This is a genomic window from Fortiea sp. LEGE XX443 (assembly GCF_015206815.1).
In the GTDB taxonomy this organism is placed as follows: Bacteria; Cyanobacteriota; Cyanobacteriia; order Cyanobacteriales; family Nostocaceae; genus Nostoc_B.
Genome location: NZ_JADEXZ010000019.1, coordinates 1 through 19,387 on the forward strand (window position 1 = coordinate 1; position 19,387 = coordinate 19,387).

A 19,387-nucleotide genomic window follows, 5' to 3' on the forward strand; every position below is an offset into this window, starting at 1 on the left:
GTTGAGTGCAGACATTTATCTTGCATATATTTGGGAGGAAAGAGCAGTTGCCGACGGCAACTGCTCTTTCCCCCTTCAGAATGATTATCATTTTTATGGCTTGTATATCTTATTCTCTGGAAGTCCCTTTTGGATTTTCCTAGAAAATCGCAGGTTTCAAAGCCTCTACCCGTTTCAGGTAGAGGTACTCTGTGGGTTCGCGGTAGCATCTCGTAAGAGAAGCAAGCTATGGAGAGGGGTTTTTAGCAGACTTGAAGACTTTTCAAACACCCTCTTAGAAAACTCTTTCCCAATCTCTATTTCTGACTTGGTTTGAGCGCCAAGAGCATTTCTAGTTGACTGGTTGATTTGTCGGGGCTAGTCGCAGTCGCAGCAAAACCCCGAATTGAACTCAGAACGGCGTTAGCGTCAGGGGGAATGGGTCTACCTTGGGCTGCAAAACGGTTAACTAAAGATGCAGTTTTATCCACATCTAGGTAGAAGTAGCCACCATTAGGCTGTTGTAATGAACTGGTGACAGTTTTAAACGTGTCGCTTTTATCGAGAGATGAGGATTTAGAAGCGGCTAACGCGTCAGCAACAGGGCCACCAACTGCCAAAAAGACGGTATCTTGATCTAACCAACCGTGGGCTAATAAAGCTCCTTGCTGAGGTATTTGCCATTCAGTGACATCTTTACCGCCTATATTTCTTTTAGCGATGTTGATTCTTTGGGCTTTGGCCAGGTTATCAAGTTTGGTGAAGGTGGCTTCTGCGGTTTTACGATCGCTTGTGTCAAAGACAAACGCACCGCCAAAACCAAGACTCGCTAACACGCCTTGATTAGATGGAATTGCACCAAAGCCAAATTCCCCATCCATCCAGCCAAAAATCTCTTTATCTAAGTCAATATCGACAAATTTCAACTGTCCGCGTACTTGTTGCAGTGTTTGTTGTGCTTCTGGATAGTCTTTTGACTGTTCTACTAGTGTTTGCCAGCCACGGCTGATACCGTTACCACTAATTAAAGCAAATGTCTCACTGGGAAATTGCGCCAATATTTTTGCGGGTGTATTTTGATACTGAAACTTGTTCAGTTGGGGATCTAGATTAGCGATCGCTTTTACCCGCACTCCCATATCATCCACACCAACACCTGCCACCATTGATTTTACTTGTTTTAATTGTGACAAGGTTTGTGGAGGTAGTGGTTTACCCTGTGGGCTGGCTGCTGCCAATTGCTGTACCATACCTGCGTAGTCTGGTACATAAATTTGAGCTAAGGTGTTTTGCAGATTTACGCTCTGACTGAGAATATTATTAGCGCCTTCTTTACTAGCAAAAGAAGGTTGACCTTTATAAGTATCAATTGCTTTTTCTACAGATTGTTTTTCTGGAGCTAATAGCAAATAATTATTATTTACAACTACACTAAATGTTGGTTTACCATTTTCTATAGTTTCTGTAATTTTTTCACCTTTGTAGTCAAATTCTTGAGTTTTAACATTTTTTTGAGTTTTTAATTTATTGGCAAAATTCAAAGCAGTAAGTTTATCTTTGATCCCTACCACCATCAGCATACTTGTTTTTTCTGGCAATTTGAGTGAGGGATTCACTTCATTACCAGGAGACTGCAACTGAACAGGTTTAGTTTTACTGGGTGGTAATACTGCAATCATCACACCACCAACCCAAGGCTTGATATCTTTGTCATAAGAAATATCACTGCCTTTAAATACATCTTTGTTAAAGTCTTCTAGACTTTTTGTTAATAACTTTTGGGCTTCTGGTGTGCCGAACTGCTGCAATTTTGACCAAGCTTGTGCATCAGTAGTTACATAAGTAGCCATCAGTGCCGAGACTGGAACTAATTTAGCACTCCCTAAAGCACCTGAGCTATCTCCAGCCGGGCCTTTAAAAACATAGGTATATGCTGCTACACCTCCCGCCACAATTACGGCTGCACCAATAGCAGAAAATAAAAACTTTGACTTACGTTCAGGCATTGTTATCGTCCTCTTTTCCTCAAATTTTTACTGAGGTTAGTAAAAACGTCATTGTTGAGTTCTCGGAATTCTGAATAAACTTCATTAATTATGCGGTTTTTACTGATAAAATTAGTAAATCTACACACAACTGTTAAAAAACTCTAAAAAAATACTTCAACGAGATGAGCAGCAAATCCGTAAATGGGAGGTTATTCATCTTGAGAGATATCCTGTGGGAAAGAAGCAAGGTATCCTAAGCTAATAAGTAAAATTGGAGAGTATTTGTACTCAATGGAAATCAACCAAAAACATCCACACAAAAGATGGAAAGATTAATTTAGAATCTGCCAACAATTGCATCTTTCCTACCCACTGTTTGGATTTGGAAACACAACTAATAGCGCTATTCTCGTAAACATACTCAGATTTTTTAGGATTAAAAGGCCAGTCAGCATCAATGTCGCATTCCTATTTTGATACAGAAAATAACGGACACAAATCTTTTGAGTTACCAGGAGCCAGACCACACTATAATCCAGATCGTCCTGGACAGGTAGAGCATATTTTTCTCGACCTGCATTTGGATATTCCCAAACAAAGTTATAAAGGCGTTTGCAGTATTCGTCTGTCACCGATACGTAGTGGGATTGAGCGTTTGACACTGGATGCGGTCAACTTAAATATTCAGTCTGTACACGTGGATGAAGAGGCGCAAAAATTTGACTACGATGGCGAACAGCTTTCGATCCAGCTTTCCCAACCAACAGAACTAGGCAAAAGGTTATTAATTGCGATCGCCTATTCTGTAGAAAAACCCCAACGCGGTATCTACTTCATTCAACCAGACAAACACTATCCCCACAAACCAACCCAAGTCTGGACTCAAGGAGAAGACGAAGACTCGCGTTTTTGGTTTCCCTGCTTCGATTATCCCGGACAACTCTCTACTTCTGAAATTCGTGTCCGGGTTCCCAAACCATTAGTAGCAATTTCCAACGGTGAATTAATTGACACCGCCGAGGAAGGCGCTGATAAAATTTACCATTGGTCACAGCAACAAGTTCATCCCACCTACTTGATGACTCTGGCTGTTGGTGACTTTGCCGAAATTCGTGATGAGTGGAAAGGTAAACCCGTCACCTATTACGCAGAAAAAAACCGGGAAGCCGATGCTAAACGCAGCATGGGCAAAACTCCCCGTATGATCGAATTTTTGAGTGAAAAATATGGTTATCCCTACGCTTTTCCCAAATATGCTCAAGTTTGCGTAGATGATTTCATTTTTGGCGGGATGGAAAATACTTCCACCACTCTGTTAACAGACCGGTGTCTTTTGGATGAACGCGCCGCTATAGATAACCGCAACACCGAAAGTTTAGTCGTTCACGAACTGGCGCATCAATGGTTTGGCGATTTGCTGGTGATTAAGCATTGGTCTCATGCTTGGATTAAGGAAGGTATGGCTTCCTACTCAGAAGTCATGTGGACAGAACATGAATACAGTGCAGAAGAAGCAGCATACTATCGGTTGTTAGAAGCACGGAGTTATTTAAACGAAGATAGTAACCGCTACCGTCGCCCGATGGTGACACATGTTTACCGAGAAGCCATTGAACTATACGATCGCCACATCTATGAAAAAGGGTCTTGTGTTTATCACATGATTCGGGCGGAATTGGGGGAAGAATTATTTTGGCACGCCATCCAAACATTTGTGCAGGATAATGCTCATAAAACCGTCGAAACAGTAGACTTACTCCGCGCCATTGACAAAGCAACAGGACGTAATTTAGCGTTTTTATTTGACCAGTACGTTTATCGTGGCGGTCATCCTGATTTTAAAGTGGCTTATTCTTGGGATGGAGATGCGAATTTAGCCAAGGTTACAGTCACCCAAACCCAAGCTGATAATAATAACAGTAAAAATTTATTTGATCTGAAAATCCCCATCGGTTTCGGCTACGTTCAAAAAGATTCCACAGAAAAACTCAGCACTCAGCACCCAGCACTCAGCACTTTCATAGTCCGGGTACATGAACAAGAACAAAGCTTCTACTTTCCCCTGTCAGCCAAGCCTGATTTTATTAGCTTTGATGTCGGAAATCATTTCCTAAAAACAGTGTCTTTGGAATATCCCATTCCAGAGTTAAAAGCACAGTTAGAATTTGACCCTGATCCCCTTTCTCGGATTTACGCAGCCACAGCTTTAGCGAAAAAAGGCGGTTTAGAAGCAACCAAAGCATTATCAGCATCACTGAAAAATGATCCATTTTGGGGTGTGCGGGTAGAAGTGGCGAAACAACTCGCAGAAGTCAAGTTAGATCAAGCTTTTGATGGGTTAGTTGCGGGATTGAAAGACAAAAATCCTTATGTGCGTCGTGCAGTAGTTACCGCATTAGGGACAATCAAAACCTATGACAGCTACAAAGCAGTTAAAGAAGTCGTACAAGAAGGCGATCGCAGTTACTATGTAGAAGCGGCAGCGGCTCGTGCAATTGGCGCGATCGCAGCTGCTAATCTGGATGAAAAGCCCAAGGAAGAAAAGGTTATCAAGCTGCTGAAGTCGGTTTTAGAAGAAAAAGCCGGTTGGAATGAAGTAGTTCGCAGTGGCGCTGTTGGCGGTTTAGCAGAACTCAAAACCTCAGAAGCAGCTTTAAATTTGCTTCTGGAATACACAAAACTGGGAATTCCGCAAGCTTTACGTTTAGCAACTATCCGTGCATTAGGTAAGATTTCTGTTGGTCAAACTCCAGTCAATCTCGAACGGATTTTAGATAGATTAACAGAACTCGCCAAAGACACCTTCTTCTTAACCCAAATCGCGGTAGTCAACGCCTTGGGACAGATGGAAACACCAAAAGCAGTAGGCATTTTGCGATCGCTATCTAATCAAACACCAGATGGACGGGTGCGCCGCTATGCTGACGAAGAAATTGCCAATGTCCAAAAGCGTATCGGATCAGAAACAGCTTTGCGACAAGTACGCGAAGAACTTGACCAACTCAAAAAACAAAATCAAGAACTCAAAAGTCGCTTAGAAAATTTGGAGGCGAAATCTAAATAGAGACTAGAAATTAGCAAGTAGGGTGTGCGATCGCATCAGCGTAACGCATTGCAAATCTATGGCGATGCGTTATCACCCTACCAAACTACAAATTAGATATCTTTATTAATCGGAAATCGCTTATGCACTAGTAAACCTACACCCAATACATTTCGGTTAATATCTCCATCTTGTTCAGATCCCCCCAACCCCCCTTAAAAAAGGGGGCTAATAACCCTCTTTTACCCACTTTTTAAGGGGGTCGCCGCAGGCGGGGGGATCTGAATCTAGAATGACCAAACCTTTATCCGAAAAGTATTGAACCTACACCAACAACTACTAACATGGCAGGTATGGAATTTAATTCAGGTACTGGCACAATTTGACCCGAACCACTGATTGTGTTGGTAAAAGCACCAAAGTCAGCGACTCGACGGCCAGTTGTGACTAAAAAGTATTGTCTTTGAGCATCCAGTTCTCGGCTCAATGCAACAGTACCATCGTTGGGAGCAGTACTTGCTACGAGAGCATTGGTTAATTGTCTGGTGGGACTGAAACTATCTTGATATAAAACTAAAAAATTATCCCAATCTCCATTTGTAGGTGATGTAGCCCCAGGTACAGCACTTGTAAATGTATATAAACCCGATTGGTCAACTATAAACTCAAAAACACTGTAGCGTACACTCATACCCAGTGTTCCATCTCTTTCACCAGTGATGAGGATGGGAGGATCGCCCGGTGCAGTACGCCGCCAGATTGGTTGATTTGTCGTATCTCCTTGATAAGTAAATACAGACGCTGTAGAAGGTTTAGCTGTCAAAAAAGTAGCTAATGTTAACCCCAGAACCACAATTAATGGCTTTTGGAAAGACTTTGTTCTTAACATCAAACTAATAGTTATTGAACGCAAAGGTTAGTGCAGAGTTACGCAAATATTTTATACTGAGCGTTTTCTAGGTATGTCAGCGCCAACAGCATTACCAATTGGCTCTCCTAATCCTTGTTCTGCATCACCATTTACAATAAAAAAGTAGGGGGGAAGGGAGCTCTTAGCAGGGGAGAAAAGCCACCTACAAGAGATGGGGTTTTAACCAAAGGTGAAAGGGAGCAAGGGAGCCTGAACGAAGTTCGGTTTGTACCTACAGTCCCCTCTTCTCCCTGCTAAGAGCCCCCTGCCTCTAATCAAATTCTGACCGAGAGTAGCAGCATGAGTAGGATAGGAAAGTAATAGGCTAGATACCAGTCCTACTATAAATGCACTTGAGAGCATATGAGAGGATGTATATTTGCAGGCGTGTAGGCTTTGGCGTAGCCTTTCGTAGAGAAGCCCGTCGCAAGACATCGCTACAATTTCTCGCAGCTACAGCAGTCCTAGCCGCTACTTTCTTTTTTGAGGAGAATTAATTGTACTTTTATAAAGTATAATTAAGAAAAAGATAAAAAACCTGGGCAGAACCATAGGCTTTAATAGCTCCATGTCTACCCGAAAAAGTTAAAGTTTAATAGTTTTTTATAAAAAACTACGGTTATTCCCAACAAGTAATTAGCTTGGAATGGCGAATACCACAAAAAAAACAGTGTAGATTTCCCAGTTGAAGAGGCAAACAAAAGCGTGGGTCAGTATCAACCTGCTCAGCTAAAGCGATACAATCCAGAAGCGATCGCTCGTCACTATCGTTACCGCCCCTGGCTGGCATGGGGACGCTTGCTGAGAATTATCTGGTCTTTTGCTGGATTCATTTTAAGTTTAAAGTGGGATGAATGGCAAAATCAAGTTGAGCAGAATCGGGGAAAACGAGCTACCCAATTACGTCAACTGCTCACTCGTCTAGGCCCCACCTTCATTAAAGTAGGTCAAGCCCTCTCTACCCGGCCTGACCTGATCCGCAAAGATTTCTTAGAAGAGTTAGTGAAACTGCAAGACCAACTACCACCTTTCGATAATGCGATCGCTTACGCGCTGATCGAAAAAGAACTTGGCTGTGCAGTCACAGATGCTTATAGCGAATTATCACCAAATCCAGTAGCTGCGGCCAGCCTAGGTCAAGTTTACCGTGGTCGTCTACTCAGTGGCGAAGAAGTAGCAGTTAAAGTCCAACGCCCCAACTTACGCCCAACTCTCTCCTTAGACCTCTATTTAATGCGTTGGGCGGCGGGTTGGCTTGCACCTTGGCTACCCCTAAATCTCGGTCATGATTTAACCTTAATTGTGGACGAGTTCGGCACAAAGTTATTTGAAGAAATTGACTACATCAACGAAGGTCGCAACGCCGAAAAATTTGCGACCAACTTTCGTAACGACCCGCAAGTGAAAGTCCCAGCTATTTACTGGCGTTACACCAACACTAGGGTCTTAACTCTGGAATGGATTAACGGCTTCAAGCTGACGGATACAAAAAATATTCGCGCCGCCGGTTTAGACCCAGAAGCAGTTATTCAAATTGGTGTAACTTCGGGTTTACAGCAACTCCTAGAACACGGTTTCTTTCACGCTGACCCCCATCCTGGTAATTTATTTGCTATGCCCGATGGTCGGATGGCTTACATCGATTTTGGCATGATGGATCAGTTAGAAGAAACCACCAAAGAAACTCTGGTAGATGCGTTAGTCCATTTAGTCAACAAAGACTACCTCGACCTCGCCACAGATTTTGTGAACTTGGGTTTTCTGACTCCAGACACGAATATTTGCCCGATTGTACCAGCATTAGAAGCAGTGTTAGGTAACGCTATTGGTAAGAACGTCGGGGACTTTAACTTCAAAACAATTACCGATGAATTCTCGGAATTGATGTATGAATATCCCTTCCGAGTTCCCGCCAAGTTTGCGTTAATTATTCGTTCTTTGGTGACACAAGAAGGAATCGCCCTCACCCTCAACCCAGATTTTAAAATTGTTGAGGTTGGTTATCCTTATATTGCGAGACGTTTGCTCACCGGGGAATCTCCGCCATTAAGGAGGCGGTTGCTAAATGTGTTGTTCAAAGATGGTAAATTCCAGTGGCAGCGTTTAGAGAATTTAATTGCGATCGCCCGTACTGATGGTAACTTTGATGTCTTACCCACAGCACAAATGGGCTTGCAATTTCTGCTGTCAGAAGAAGGTAAATTCTTGCGGCGACAGTTAGTATTAGCGCTGACAGAAGATGACCGCTTGCATACTGAAGAAGTACAACGCCTGTGGGATTTAGTTAAAGATGACATCAAGCCAAATCGTTTATTAGATGTGGCGATCGGATTTTTGGCAGAGTTATCTAGAGAAGGAGTAGCCGCAATTTTACCAAAAGCTACCGCCTTTGTTAATTTGGGCAACCCGACTTCAGGAGTAATGCGCTGAAATTTCAAACTCAAAGTTTTGGTAAGGAGGTAATTTTACCTCCTACCACTTCATTATAAAAAACAAATTTTTCTACCTTTTAGGATAATTCGGAGTTTTCATGTACTATTTTCCTCAACAACCACCTTATTTTCTCCTTGTTATTGGGTTGTTTATAGCTGTAACTTCTGGCTTTGGTTTATCTGGAACGCTGAAAGTTATCGTCCAAAAATGGCGCAAAGATAGTGCAGAAAAAACCGAATCTCGTTCTTTATTAAAGCCAATATTTGTACCCTTTTTGGGTATAACTGTTGGCGTTAGTTTATTTCTCTATTCAGGTTTAGCAATATTTGGTTTTCCTACCTTACTCGCCTTGGCGATTGGTTTACCTATTAGTCTGTTAACTTGCTTACTTGTATGGTTGCAGTTGGGTAGTATGCTGACTTTTATTAAAAATAAAGGAATGCAAGCTCTCGATTTAGATTCTTGGTCTTAGACAAAAGTCAACTGACAAATAGAATTATTAGAATCTTTTGATGCAATATACCTAACGTACAGTACAAGATGCCGAATTGAGTAATGGGCTATGGGGTGTGACAGTGGGTGCTTGAGCCACTAAAGTCACATTACCTTTGTCATCAATCACCCAGCCTTGGGCTGGGACAATTTGAGTTTCTTTATTGACAGAATTAAGTTTTTGTAGATTGATCCGATGGGGCTGAGTGCGATCGCTACTCTGACTCTTATCATCTAGAGTGATCCAATTTGCGAGGACAGAATCATCCATTAATGGGTCTGTGGGACTGGGTGCAATTCCTCCCCTTCCTGTAGAGACAAGAGAACCTCTTCTGACTTTACCGCCTGGTTTACAACCTGTAGCAATTTGTCGAGAGGCATCAACTGTCTCTGCGGGTAATTCTAATCCTCTGCTGGGGTCAATATCGGGGGTGTTGATTTGGATAATACCGTTTAATGCGGGGTTTTGGAGAGAAAAGGCGGTAATATCGCTGGTTGGGACTCTGCTGGGGTTTAGTTGGGTGGGATCTTCTGTACCTAAGAGGCGGATTAAGTCGGTGCGATCGCGCTGCACAAATCCAAATATACTATTAGTGGTGATTTTAATCCTACCACCAGCACCAGAGAAGGCATTGGCTGTAATGTCGTTATTTCCTAGAGGAGTAGCGACTATAAAACCATTCGGTGCATTGATGGTAATATTGCCACCATTCCCTGGAGCATTGGCTGTACCTGCATTTGTAGATATTTGACTATTGCGGCGTAATAATAATACATCCCTCACCTGTAGCGTAATATTTCCGCCTCCTCCTGTTTGACTATTAGAGGTTATTTGTCCTCTGTTGTCCAGCAGGATAGAGTTAGCGTTGACATTTATTGCACCGGCCGGCCCTAAATTACTGGGATTGCCTAAATAAACTCTGAATCTTGGTACTCGACTACTAACATTGATTACAGCGCCATCTCGGACAGTCAATCTTCCTGTCGTTACTGTCACTTCTCCAGCCTTTCCAGAACCTAGAGTACTAGACGACAAGCTACTACCAAAGCCGTTAGGTGAGGTTCCAACTAGTTCTACAGATTCAGAAGCATTGATAGTTAAATTGCCTGCGTCTCCTGTAGCTGGTTGAAATTCGATATTTTGGGGAGGAATAGCAAATCCACTGGATTGTGTTGATATCTGTGCGCCATTTTGAAGCCGTAACCTTCGGGTATTGATGTTTATATCGCCAGCTTTTCCTTCACCACTAGTTGCACTAATCAAGAAACTAACTTGATCGAAATTAGTATTTGGTAAGGGAGAGCTACCAATTAACTGCACAGAGTCAGAAGCGTTGACAAATAAATTTCCTCCCCTACCCTTTCCATCTGTAGAAGTATCTATTTGTGCGCCATCTCGAACAATTAATTTTTCAGCATTAATTGTTAAATCCCTGCCGTCTAAACTACCTGTAGTCCGACTGATCAAGGTAGCAAGATCACCAGTTAATTCTACTGTCTTACCCCGTACCTGGATACTACCACCACCTTCACCACTGACATCAACCGTAGACGGAATTTCAGCAGTTCCCTCGATTAGTTGAATATTCCCGAAATTCTGGACTTTTTCATATCCCAATACCCAACCTTGGCTAGTATGGTTAAGGCTGACCAAACTATTACTAGCAACACTTCCTAGCTCAATTCTTCCTGACTTTGCTGTTAAACTTCCACCTTCTAGTCTAATGCCACCGCCCACAAGTGCTAAAGTTTTACCTGCTTGTACTTGTAAACCTACAGGTTGCCTAAAGATATTAATTGCACCACCTAGACTAGCTTGAGATTGATTGCGGATGGGAGCCGCAGTCTGTCCAAACTGTAAACCAATAGGAATATTGATTGACAATGTAGGTGTTGTTTGGGGTTCTGTAGCACTAAATTTTTGACCATCGGCAAAGTTAATACTACTGGCTGTAGTCGCTAAAAATGAACCGCCAATATCTAATACAGCATTAGGCCCAAATACAATGCCGTTGGGATTAATCAAGAATAGGTTAGCCGTACCTTGGGCTTTTAGAATGCCATCAATTTGAGAGACAGAGTTACCCGTAACCCGACTAATAATATTTTGAACACTATCAATATTTCTAAACTCAGCAGTCATGTTCTCGCCTACAGAAAACTGCTGAAAACTATGGAATAAATTGCTGTTTACCCGCGTTCCACCTTGAATAAACAAAGTGTTAGCATCGCTATCTGGTATTACAACAGAATTATTAGGTAAAGTCCTATCTGGAATAATTTGAGCAACAACAGAACTTGGAGAGATAGCTATCGTAAGAGCTACTATAGATCCTAAACTTTTAAAACAGACACAAAAATAACTCATAGCCTAATGTAATCTCTTCCAGAAGTTCTTATTCTACTATCTCTTAATAACAAGTAAACTTTCAGATATTGAAGAATTTCTGGAAAAGACTACGTTAGCGAATCTCTTTTATACTAAGTACAATATTTTATACCATTAATGAGGACACAACTGTTGTTTAGCTTCTTAACGCCAGTTAGAATTTTACTATCCAATTTTTGAACTTCTTCCTGGTTATCACGATTAGGTAAATTAACCTCTTGATTAATAGTAGCAATAGCCACATTTCCATAGAAAGCTATGGCACCACTGACTGCAATTACTAAAGCTTGAGCTTTTATCATGTTATTACTCATGGGTTACTTTTTTCCTTTTCTAAAACTGACCTAAAATTCTATTAGCAGGCAACCCATTTGCCATTAACTAGACAACCATCCTTTAGTTGCTTACCTAGTGGCAGTTCTACTTCATTTTCTGTAACTTCTTGCTCACTAGCATCCCCACTAATTCCAAATTCATTGGTGTTGGTGCTGCCCTCTAATTCAAAACCACTAACTTCTGACACTACATCATTTTCAGTTACAACATCTAAGTCAGAGTTATTCAAGCTTTCTTCGGTTTGTAATTGCTCTACGTTTTGAGGTTCCATGATTACTTCCTTGCTTTGTTGATTGTATGAATGAATCGTTTTGTTGTTCTAATAATAACTACAGCATGGCTCACAAGAATTACGCACGAGTTAACAAAAGTTCATGTTTTTTCTGCGAAATTACCCAAATACACGTAAAACTGCGGGTTTCTACCATTTCTACATTCTCAAAAAATGTATGGTGGGCAAATACCCACTCATACAACAGGCTCGCCAGAATTAAGCTTGCCGATATGCTCCTGGTTGCCCATCTTGGACAACAAAAGAAGCTAAGGTGCTGATAGTGGTATTGGTGGAATCAACTATGCTAGAAACAGCCCGATAGTCACTTTGCCACTGTGTAGGAGTGAGTTGACAACGGACGTAACCCCGGAATGCACCATCGAAAAACTTAGTATGGGGATTACCACTCAAAGCGGCTTGTACTGGCGCAATGAATTGGCTGGGAAAGTCAGAGGTAATAGAAGTACCGACGAACTCAGTAGCTACAGTTGGTGAGGATGGGTTATTAAAATCAAGTTTTATGTCGTGTACCCAACTGGAATGGATATCGCCTGTAATCACCACAGGGTTAGAGGGACGGCGCTGGTTAAGGAAATTCACGATGCGATTACGTGCAGCTACATAGCCATCCCATTGATCTAAGATAAACACTCCAATCTCTGGACGTGGATCAAAATCGAATTGAGCAAACATTGTTTGCTGGGCAATAATATTCCAACGGGCGGAGGATTGGTTTAATCCTTGGAATAGCCACTTTTCTTGCTCTTGACCTGTCATGGTGGCATTTTCGTCAAAGGCTTCTGGACAACGTGGCTGGAGTCCATCATTACAAGGTTGGTCTGTGCGGAATTGACGTGTATCTAAGACATGAAACTCGGCTAAGTTTCCAAAACTCAAGCGTCGGTAAAGCTGAAGATTAGCACCATTAGGCAGTGAAGACAGGCGCAACGGCATGTGTTCGTAGTACGCTTTATAGGCGTTGGCGCGTCGTTGGACAAATGCTTCTGGGCTTTGGTTCTCTTCGGGGATAAAGTTGGCGTAGTTGTTTTCTACTTCATGGTCGTCCCATGTAACTATCCAAGGAAAGGCTGCATGAACTGCTTGCAGATTGGGGTCGGTTTTATAAAGTGCGTGGCGGTTGCGGTAGTCAGCTAAGGTAAAAATTTCCGGGCCATTGTGCTGACGAGGCCCGCCATTTTCTGGCCCGTATTCGTAAATGTAATCACCAAGATGTACAACAAATTCAATATCTTCATCAGCCAGATGTTTGTAGGCTGTGTAAAAGCCATTTTGCCAATCTTGGCAAGAAACAAAGGCATAGTTGAGTTGTGGGACAAAACTATTGAATGCTGGCGCTGTACGAGTCCGGCCAATGGGGCTAAGTTCATTACTAACGCGAAACTGATACCAGTACCAACGGTTAGCTTCTAAACCTTGGACATCAACGTGTACTGAATGTGCTAAATCTGCGATCGCTAAAGTTGTACCACGTCGGACAACTCTTCGCATATTCTCGTCTAGGGCGACTTCCCAGTGTACCACAACATTTCTGGGGGGCATTCCACCGCCATTGAGGGGGTCGGGTGCTAACCTTGTCCATAACACCACGCTATCTGGTAATGGGTCGCCAGAAGCTACACCCAAGGTAAAGGGATAGCTAGAAAATCTCGATCTGGCTAATGCTGGTTGCCATTGGCTAGTTAATGCTAAACCTGTGAAAAATCCTGCACCTAGTAAAACACTCCGTCGTTTATACGGTTTTGATAATAGGCGATCGCAATTGGTAAAATCCATATCTACCTTTAGTTAATTTCTAAGTTTTCCGCACAAATGCAATGAACCTATCAACCGACATTCAAGCGAAGATTAAGAAAGCGTTAAAAAGTCTGAAGTGTGAAATTCTACCTTTAGTTTTTATCTGATGCTCAACCAAGACCAAACACCTTTGTTAGATGCCATCAAAGCTTGTATGGCAAAGCCTCACACTCCGTTTTATACCCCTGGACACAAGCAGGGTCAAGGAATTTTGCCAAAATTGGCTGATTTACTGGGTGAAGCTGTATTTCGGGCAGATTTAACAGAATTAGCCGAGTTAGATAGTCTTTTTTCACCCCAAGGTGTAATTCAACAAGCACAAGCACTTGCGGCGGCAGCGTTTGGCGCTACACAAACATGGTTTCTTGTCAATGGCTCTACTTGCGGTATTGAAGCGGCAATTCTGGCTACCTGCGGTACAGGCGATAAAATTATTTTGCCTCGGAATGTGCATTCTGCGGCGATCGCTGGTTTAATTCTCTCTGGTGCGATGCCGATTTTTATTCATCCTGAATATGACTCGGTGTTTGATATTGCTCACAGTATCACGCCAAATGCTGTAGAAATCGCATTACAACAACATCCTGATGCTAAAGCGGTGTTAACAGTTTATCCCACATATTACGGTGTCTGCGGAAATTTAGCTGCGATCGCTAAAATTACCCATCAATATAATATTCCTTTACTGGTAGACGAAGCCCACGGCGCACATTTCACCTTTCACTCCGAATTACCTACTCCAGCTTTAGCCGTCGGTGCAGATTTAACTGTCCAGTCAATTCACAAAGTACTCGGTGCGATGACGCAAGCATCGATGTTACACGTTCAAGGAAAGAGAATAGATAGCGATCGCATAAGTAAAGCTTTGCAACTCCTTCAGTCTACCAGTCCTAGTTATATACTGTTAGCTTCCTTAGATGCAGCACGTCAGCAAATGGCGGTGGATGGAAAAAAACTCATGTCTCGCACTTTAGAACTTGCAGACGTAGCGAGAACCAAAATCAGCCAAATTCCGGGTTTAGCGATTTTGCAGCAACAATTATCACCTGGCTTTGTGGAATTAGATAAAACTCGGTTAACAGTTAACGTTACTGGTTTGGGTTTAACTGGATTTGAAGCTGAGGAAATTTTAGACGAAAAGCTAAGTGTAACTGCGGAATTCGCTTCATTACAAAATCTGACTTTTATTATTAGTTTAGGTAATACCGCAAGTGATATTGAGCAATTGGTACAAAGTTGCAATATTCTTGCCGAGAAGTATTGCCGCAACAAAGTAATTGTCAATCCTCAACTTGGGCAGAATTTTAGGGAATATTCTATGCAGATATCTCCCCGTGAAGCTTTTTTTGCTGTGGGTGAAACTTTACCAATAGAACAAACGAGCGATCGCATTTGTGCCGAAATTATCTGTCCCTATCCTCCCGGAATCCCTGTTTTAATGCCAGGAGAAATCATTACCACAGCAGCTTTAGCATATTTACAACAAATTCAAGCAATGGGTGGGATGATTAGTGGATGTGCAGATTCTAGTCTGCGAACTTTAAAAGTTGTCAAAAATTGGGGCGCTGTTCCATCGACTTAATATTTCGCAAAATACTAAAACTTAGTCATAGTGGATATTCTGTCGATGAGTGTTTTGTCTTTATCTAACGCAATGTGCGACTTATTATTTCGGTGTTGCATAAATGCGGGATGATTTCCTGATATTTATCTCTCAAAAACCTCTTCTTCTCTACGAGACGCTGCGCGTAGACTTCGGCGTGATATCAGTCTAACGCTTGCTTCCCCGCAGGGGTATGTGTACTTTGCGGTTGATTATTTCATCCCTAAATTCAGTAACGTTATATATGTAGATTTACTGATGCTTCATAACTTCTTTAAAAAGCATATTGCTAACTCAATTAACACCAAAGAAATTAATACTGTAAAAATACAGTCTGGTTATTTAAAATTTTTTAGTTGCATCTGCTTTTGCTATGGCATTATGCTTGATGACAAATAAGTGCATAACATTTTTTATCTTTATTAAGTATTTCGGTTTTTACGGAAAAAAGACAAAGTTTATATTTTTCTAGCATTAAATTTGGTTAAATAAATAGATTTTTCATAAGTAGCAATATAGTTATTTTATCGTGTGCATAATTTCAGATAACTAACACCTGGAAACTACAGTTAGCCTTTTAAGGCTAGATATAAATTCCGTATTTTTACTGTTTTAAAAAAAATAGATAAAGACAGACAGTAATTATCAGAACTAGGGAGTTCACGGGTTGTATTCAGTGTCAGGTATTAAGATGATATTAAAATTATCAGGATACGGTTAATTTAAGGTTATGACTATCAAACATAGAGAAATCTATCAAGAATAAGAATACTGATAGATTAACTATTTCAAAAAATAGCAGGAAGTTTTAGCTTGAAATAAGGCAGAAAGCACAAAAATGAATATTTCTATTCTGGTCTTTGGAAGTGATAAATTTGTCGCCAAACTTCCCGATCAGATCCTGAATGCAACCGCTTTTAGTTTAGAAGTTATTGCTGATTTTCATCAGGCAATTTCTCAAATTCAAATTTCTCCGCCTGATGTCATATTTGTGCAAGCAAGCCTGGATAGAAGTATAGAACTATGTAGTTGGTTGAAAAATCAGTCCCAGCTATCTTGGTTATACTGTATCCTTTTTGAGGATCGTTCATATCAGCTTGCTGCTAAAAATAAGCAGGATTTGGGAGGGGAATGGGAAATGACTGCTACTGCGCTCAGACAAGGTGCTGATGCTTATATTTGGCACTTGTCAGATGAAATAATAGACAATAGACCTGCAAGTTTAGCAGCCCATCATCAGGTAATATTAGCTCAATTGAGTGTTGGTTTACGGAAAGCTCAAAAATACCGTGAACTGATGCGAACAAATGATTTATTATCAGCGATCGCTTTAGCGGATTCGTTAACAGAAATTAGTAATCGTCGTGCAATGGAATGGGATTTACCTAGACAAATTAAAAAAGCCCGCACTCAAGGAATGCCCTTGAGTTTGATTATTCTAGATATAGACTATTTCAAAAAAGTTAACGATACATATGGGCATTTAGTTGGCGATCGCCTTTTGCAATTATTATCCTATCGATTGCGGCATAACCTGCGCTCTAAAGATACTCCCTTCCGTTATGGTGGCGAAGAATTTGTAGTTGTTCTCACTAACACCACTGGTGAAGAAGCAATGATAGTCGCAGATCGCCTAAATCGCATAGTTGCGGAACAACCATTTGCCATTAACGAAGAAGTAGTTATTCCAATCACAATTAGCTTAGGTGTTGCTAGTTTGCAAGCAGATGATGATGGTAAGGGTTATAGCTTACTAAATCGTGCCGATCAATGTTTGTTAAATGCTAAAGCTTTAGGACGCAACCAAGCTGTTAGTTGGGAATATTCCCATTCCCCTCATCTCAAAGTTGTGTCTTAGTCAAGAGGATGTATCACGCTCCAAATCTAGGCTAAATACTCCTGCACAGTGGCGATCGCATCTAACGCACTCTCCACAATATAAACGTTTTCTGGCGATAATTTCTTAAAGAAATTTTTGCTTTCTTTGTCGTCAGTTAACAAAATCACTGGCTTATTTTCTTTCAAAGCCAAGGCAATTTCTGAAGCCGTTCCTGCACCCATACCGCAAGCAATCACAACATTACTAGAAAGAACATTGATATTATTCCGTGCATTTCCCATGTCTGTGAAAATTGCAATATCTACCGCTTCAGAAATGCCATCTTCTTTACTACTGGGGAGAATTCCTAAAGTTAAACCATCAAGAGACTTTGCACCCTTATTTGCTGCATCCATCACCCCTATATTTCTACCACCAGTTAACAAAATCCATCCTTGTTGGGCAATGAGTTCGCCTAATTTATAGGCATTTTGCAAATCATTTATTGTTGCTCTTTCTCCAGGCCCCATTACCCCAATCACGATTTTTCTCATTCAGACTTACCATTTTTCAGCCCAATAAACAATTTCTGAGGCTGTACTATCAATGGCTACACCGTAGCTATCACCATGATTCCATTTAAAACCTTGGGTACCTCTATCTTCAGCATTCAAAACTAAGATTTCATAGGAAGGTGGAAAAGATGATCCCGCAGCATCACCAGTGTAGAAAAAGGTAGTTGGAACACCGTTGGGGAAGTTGGCATGATCGTTGGTATCACCGCCGATATATTTATGTTTGGCAAGTTTTCTGTATTGTGCAAGTAGTTTTTGAATTTGTGTCGGTGATTGTTTCTCTCTCACTTGCAAGAAACTACTTGCTTGTGCAACTCCTGAGGAGTAAGCAATCCGCACATCTTTTGTGTTAGCTGTAATCTCGCGGGGAAAATGCTGAATTTCTGCTTGATTTGGCCAAAGTTGATTGCGGATTTCACTGTAACGAGATGTATTAGTAATGATTTTTGCTTCAGTACTACTACTAAATGCTTTTCTGATAAAAAAACTACCCCCAACAATTCCTAGACTGCCAAGGGAGAGGAAAACTATCATGGCGGCTTTAGCAAGGTGCGATCGCTGCATTGAGTTGGGTGCTGCTAAATTTCATAGGCATATACCCAACAAATAAACTATCTTGGTAAGATTGCGGAGCTACCACCAATAATATTGATGAAATCTTTTTGTAATCAGGGGAAATACTGGATATTTATAAAATTATTGTAAATTGATTCTGTAGAGACGCGATATATCGCGTCTCTATTATTAAACTGAACCAATAATCATTCCAGCCAGCAAGATAAAGCCAATCCAGACATTCTGCCGAAACATTTCACCGTAAGCAACATTAGGCAAGTCGTTCTGTTTTAATCGCCAATACTGCCAACTCCAGCCCGTAGTAGCTAGTGCTAGAGTTATCCAAAAAGCAAGGTGAATGTTGATTGTCATACCCAGCCAACCTAGTAACAAGATTGTGCCAGCAAAGAAAATACCTACGGCATCTGGGGCGTAATTGCCAAAAAACAAGGCGCTAGAATTAATACCTATGCGTCGATCATCTTCGCGATCGCTCATAGCATACACAGTATCAAATCCCAATGTCCACAGTACAGTTGCGCCCCACAATAACCAAGTTGGACGGGAAAGGCTTTGAGTCACTGCACTCCAGCTAATTAACACAGCAAAACCCCAGGCAATGGATAGTACCAACTGTGGCACAGGGAATACTCGCTTTGCCCCTGGATACAGTATAATTACTGGGACGGCCGCCACCGATAGCCAGAAACTCAAAGAATTAAGATAAAATGCCAGAATAGCCGCACATCCTAGGGCTATGATAGCTACCACAACGCCAACTTTGATCGATAAGGCACGAGAAGCCAAGGGGCGATCGCGTGTTCTCTCAACTTCTGGGTCGATATCTTTATCCCACAAATCATTCACCACACACCCAGCAGCACTTGTGGCGAGAGTACCCAACACAATCACTCCCACCAAAGGTAAAGGCGGTTGACCACCCGCCGCCAAAAACACAGCCCACAGGGCAGGAATCATCAAAATTAACCGCCCTTCCGGTTTATGCCACCGTAAAAGCCGAATAATCACCAACCACACAGGTTCCTGGTTGCTTTCTGGCGTACTCAACATAGAAGTTAAGAAAAAATTACTAAATTTTGATAAATTAACACTTCTTTACATCTATAGAATAACTTTATTTGATATTTGTAAAAACACAACTTAAATTTGCAACGA

General features: G+C 41.5%; 15 protein-coding genes. 6 read left to right on the forward strand and 9 right to left on the reverse strand.

Annotated features, from left to right (window positions below; genetic code table 11):
• Positions 1–296: 296 nt before the first annotated feature.
• Positions 297–1,985, reverse strand: coding sequence for a DUF3352 domain-containing protein (locus IQ259_RS09785; protein WP_193884127.1), 1,689 nt, complete (start codon positions 1,983–1,985; stop codon positions 297–299).
• Between the two features lie 439 nt (positions 1,986–2,424).
• On the opposite strand from IQ259_RS09785, the gene IQ259_RS09790 reads away from it, so the two are divergent.
• Positions 2,425–5,031 carry a M1 family metallopeptidase gene (locus IQ259_RS09790; protein ID WP_193884129.1) on the forward strand — a complete coding sequence of 869 codons (2,607 nt, stop codon included), beginning with the start codon at positions 2,425–2,427 and terminating at the stop codon, positions 5,029–5,031.
• Positions 5,032–5,314: 283 nt separating this feature from the next.
• Here IQ259_RS09790 and IQ259_RS09795 read toward each other — a convergent pair whose 3' ends face one another.
• Positions 5,315–5,899 (reverse strand): PEP-CTERM sorting domain-containing protein, encoded by a 585-nt coding sequence (locus IQ259_RS09795; protein ID WP_193884131.1) that lies wholly within the window; start codon positions 5,897–5,899, stop codon positions 5,315–5,317.
• A gap of 392 nt (positions 5,900–6,291) precedes the next feature.
• Here IQ259_RS09795 and IQ259_RS27545 point away from each other — a divergent pair, with 392 nt between their 5' ends.
• From IQ259_RS27545 to IQ259_RS09805, 3 genes are all read left to right on the forward strand, one after another.
• Positions 6,292–6,417, forward strand: coding sequence for a hypothetical protein (locus IQ259_RS27545; RefSeq protein ID WP_255525300.1), 126 nt, complete (start codon positions 6,292–6,294; stop codon positions 6,415–6,417).
• A 208-nt stretch (positions 6,418–6,625) separates the two neighbouring features.
• Positions 6,626–8,350 carry an AarF/ABC1/UbiB kinase family protein gene (locus IQ259_RS09800; RefSeq protein ID WP_193884133.1) on the forward strand — a complete coding sequence of 575 codons (1,725 nt, stop codon included), beginning with the start codon at positions 6,626–6,628 and terminating at the stop codon, positions 8,348–8,350.
• A 100-nt stretch (positions 8,351–8,450) separates the two neighbouring features.
• Positions 8,451–8,825, forward strand: a complete 375-nt coding sequence (locus tag IQ259_RS09805) for a hypothetical protein (RefSeq protein WP_193884135.1) — start codon at positions 8,451–8,453, stop codon at positions 8,823–8,825.
• A 51-nt stretch (positions 8,826–8,876) separates the two neighbouring features.
• On the opposite strand, the gene IQ259_RS09810 is transcribed toward IQ259_RS09805, so the two are convergent.
• The 4 genes from IQ259_RS09810 to IQ259_RS09825 all read right to left on the reverse strand — a co-directional run bounded on the left by IQ259_RS09810 (position 8,877) and on the right by IQ259_RS09825 (position 13,638).
• The gene (locus tag IQ259_RS09810; protein WP_193884137.1) at positions 8,877–11,213 is read right to left on the reverse strand and encodes a filamentous hemagglutinin N-terminal domain-containing protein; all 2,337 of its coding nucleotides are present in this window, start codon (positions 11,211–11,213) and stop codon (positions 8,877–8,879) included.
• Between the two features lie 113 nt (positions 11,214–11,326).
• Complete coding sequence (locus IQ259_RS09815; protein WP_193884139.1) at positions 11,327–11,548, reverse strand: hypothetical protein; 222 nt, start codon at positions 11,546–11,548, stop codon at positions 11,327–11,329.
• Between the two features lie 41 nt (positions 11,549–11,589).
• Positions 11,590–11,841 carry a hypothetical protein gene (locus IQ259_RS09820; RefSeq protein WP_193884141.1) on the reverse strand — a complete coding sequence of 84 codons (252 nt, stop codon included), beginning with the start codon at positions 11,839–11,841 and terminating at the stop codon, positions 11,590–11,592.
• A 219-nt stretch (positions 11,842–12,060) separates the two neighbouring features.
• Positions 12,061–13,638, reverse strand: a complete 1,578-nt coding sequence (locus tag IQ259_RS09825) for an alkaline phosphatase (protein WP_193884143.1) — start codon at positions 13,636–13,638, stop codon at positions 12,061–12,063.
• Positions 13,639–13,765: 127 nt separating this feature from the next.
• Between IQ259_RS09825 and IQ259_RS09830 the strand changes: the two genes are divergently transcribed.
• Together IQ259_RS09830 and IQ259_RS09835 are read left to right on the forward strand one after the other, a co-directional pair.
• Positions 13,766–15,241: an aminotransferase class I/II-fold pyridoxal phosphate-dependent enzyme gene (locus IQ259_RS09830; RefSeq protein WP_193884145.1), complete on the forward strand. Its 1,476-nt coding sequence runs from the start codon at positions 13,766–13,768 to the stop codon at positions 15,239–15,241.
• Positions 15,242–16,100: 859 nt separating this feature from the next.
• Positions 16,101–17,120, forward strand: coding sequence for a diguanylate cyclase (locus IQ259_RS09835; protein ID WP_193884152.1), 1,020 nt, complete (start codon positions 16,101–16,103; stop codon positions 17,118–17,120).
• Between the two features lie 26 nt (positions 17,121–17,146).
• On the opposite strand, the gene IQ259_RS09840 is transcribed toward IQ259_RS09835, so the two are convergent.
• From IQ259_RS09840 to IQ259_RS09850, 3 genes are all read right to left on the reverse strand, one after another.
• Positions 17,147–17,635 (reverse strand): TIGR00725 family protein, encoded by a 489-nt coding sequence (locus IQ259_RS09840; protein ID WP_193884154.1) that lies wholly within the window; start codon positions 17,633–17,635, stop codon positions 17,147–17,149.
• 6 nt (positions 17,636–17,641) lie between these two features.
• Positions 17,642–18,220, reverse strand: a complete 579-nt coding sequence (locus tag IQ259_RS09845; RefSeq protein WP_193884156.1) for a hypothetical protein — start codon at positions 18,218–18,220, stop codon at positions 17,642–17,644.
• Positions 18,221–18,400: 180 nt separating this feature from the next.
• Positions 18,401–19,282: a 4-hydroxybenzoate solanesyltransferase gene (locus IQ259_RS09850; RefSeq protein ID WP_193884167.1), complete on the reverse strand. Its 882-nt coding sequence runs from the start codon at positions 19,280–19,282 to the stop codon at positions 18,401–18,403.
• Positions 19,283–19,387 lie beyond the last annotated feature (105 nt).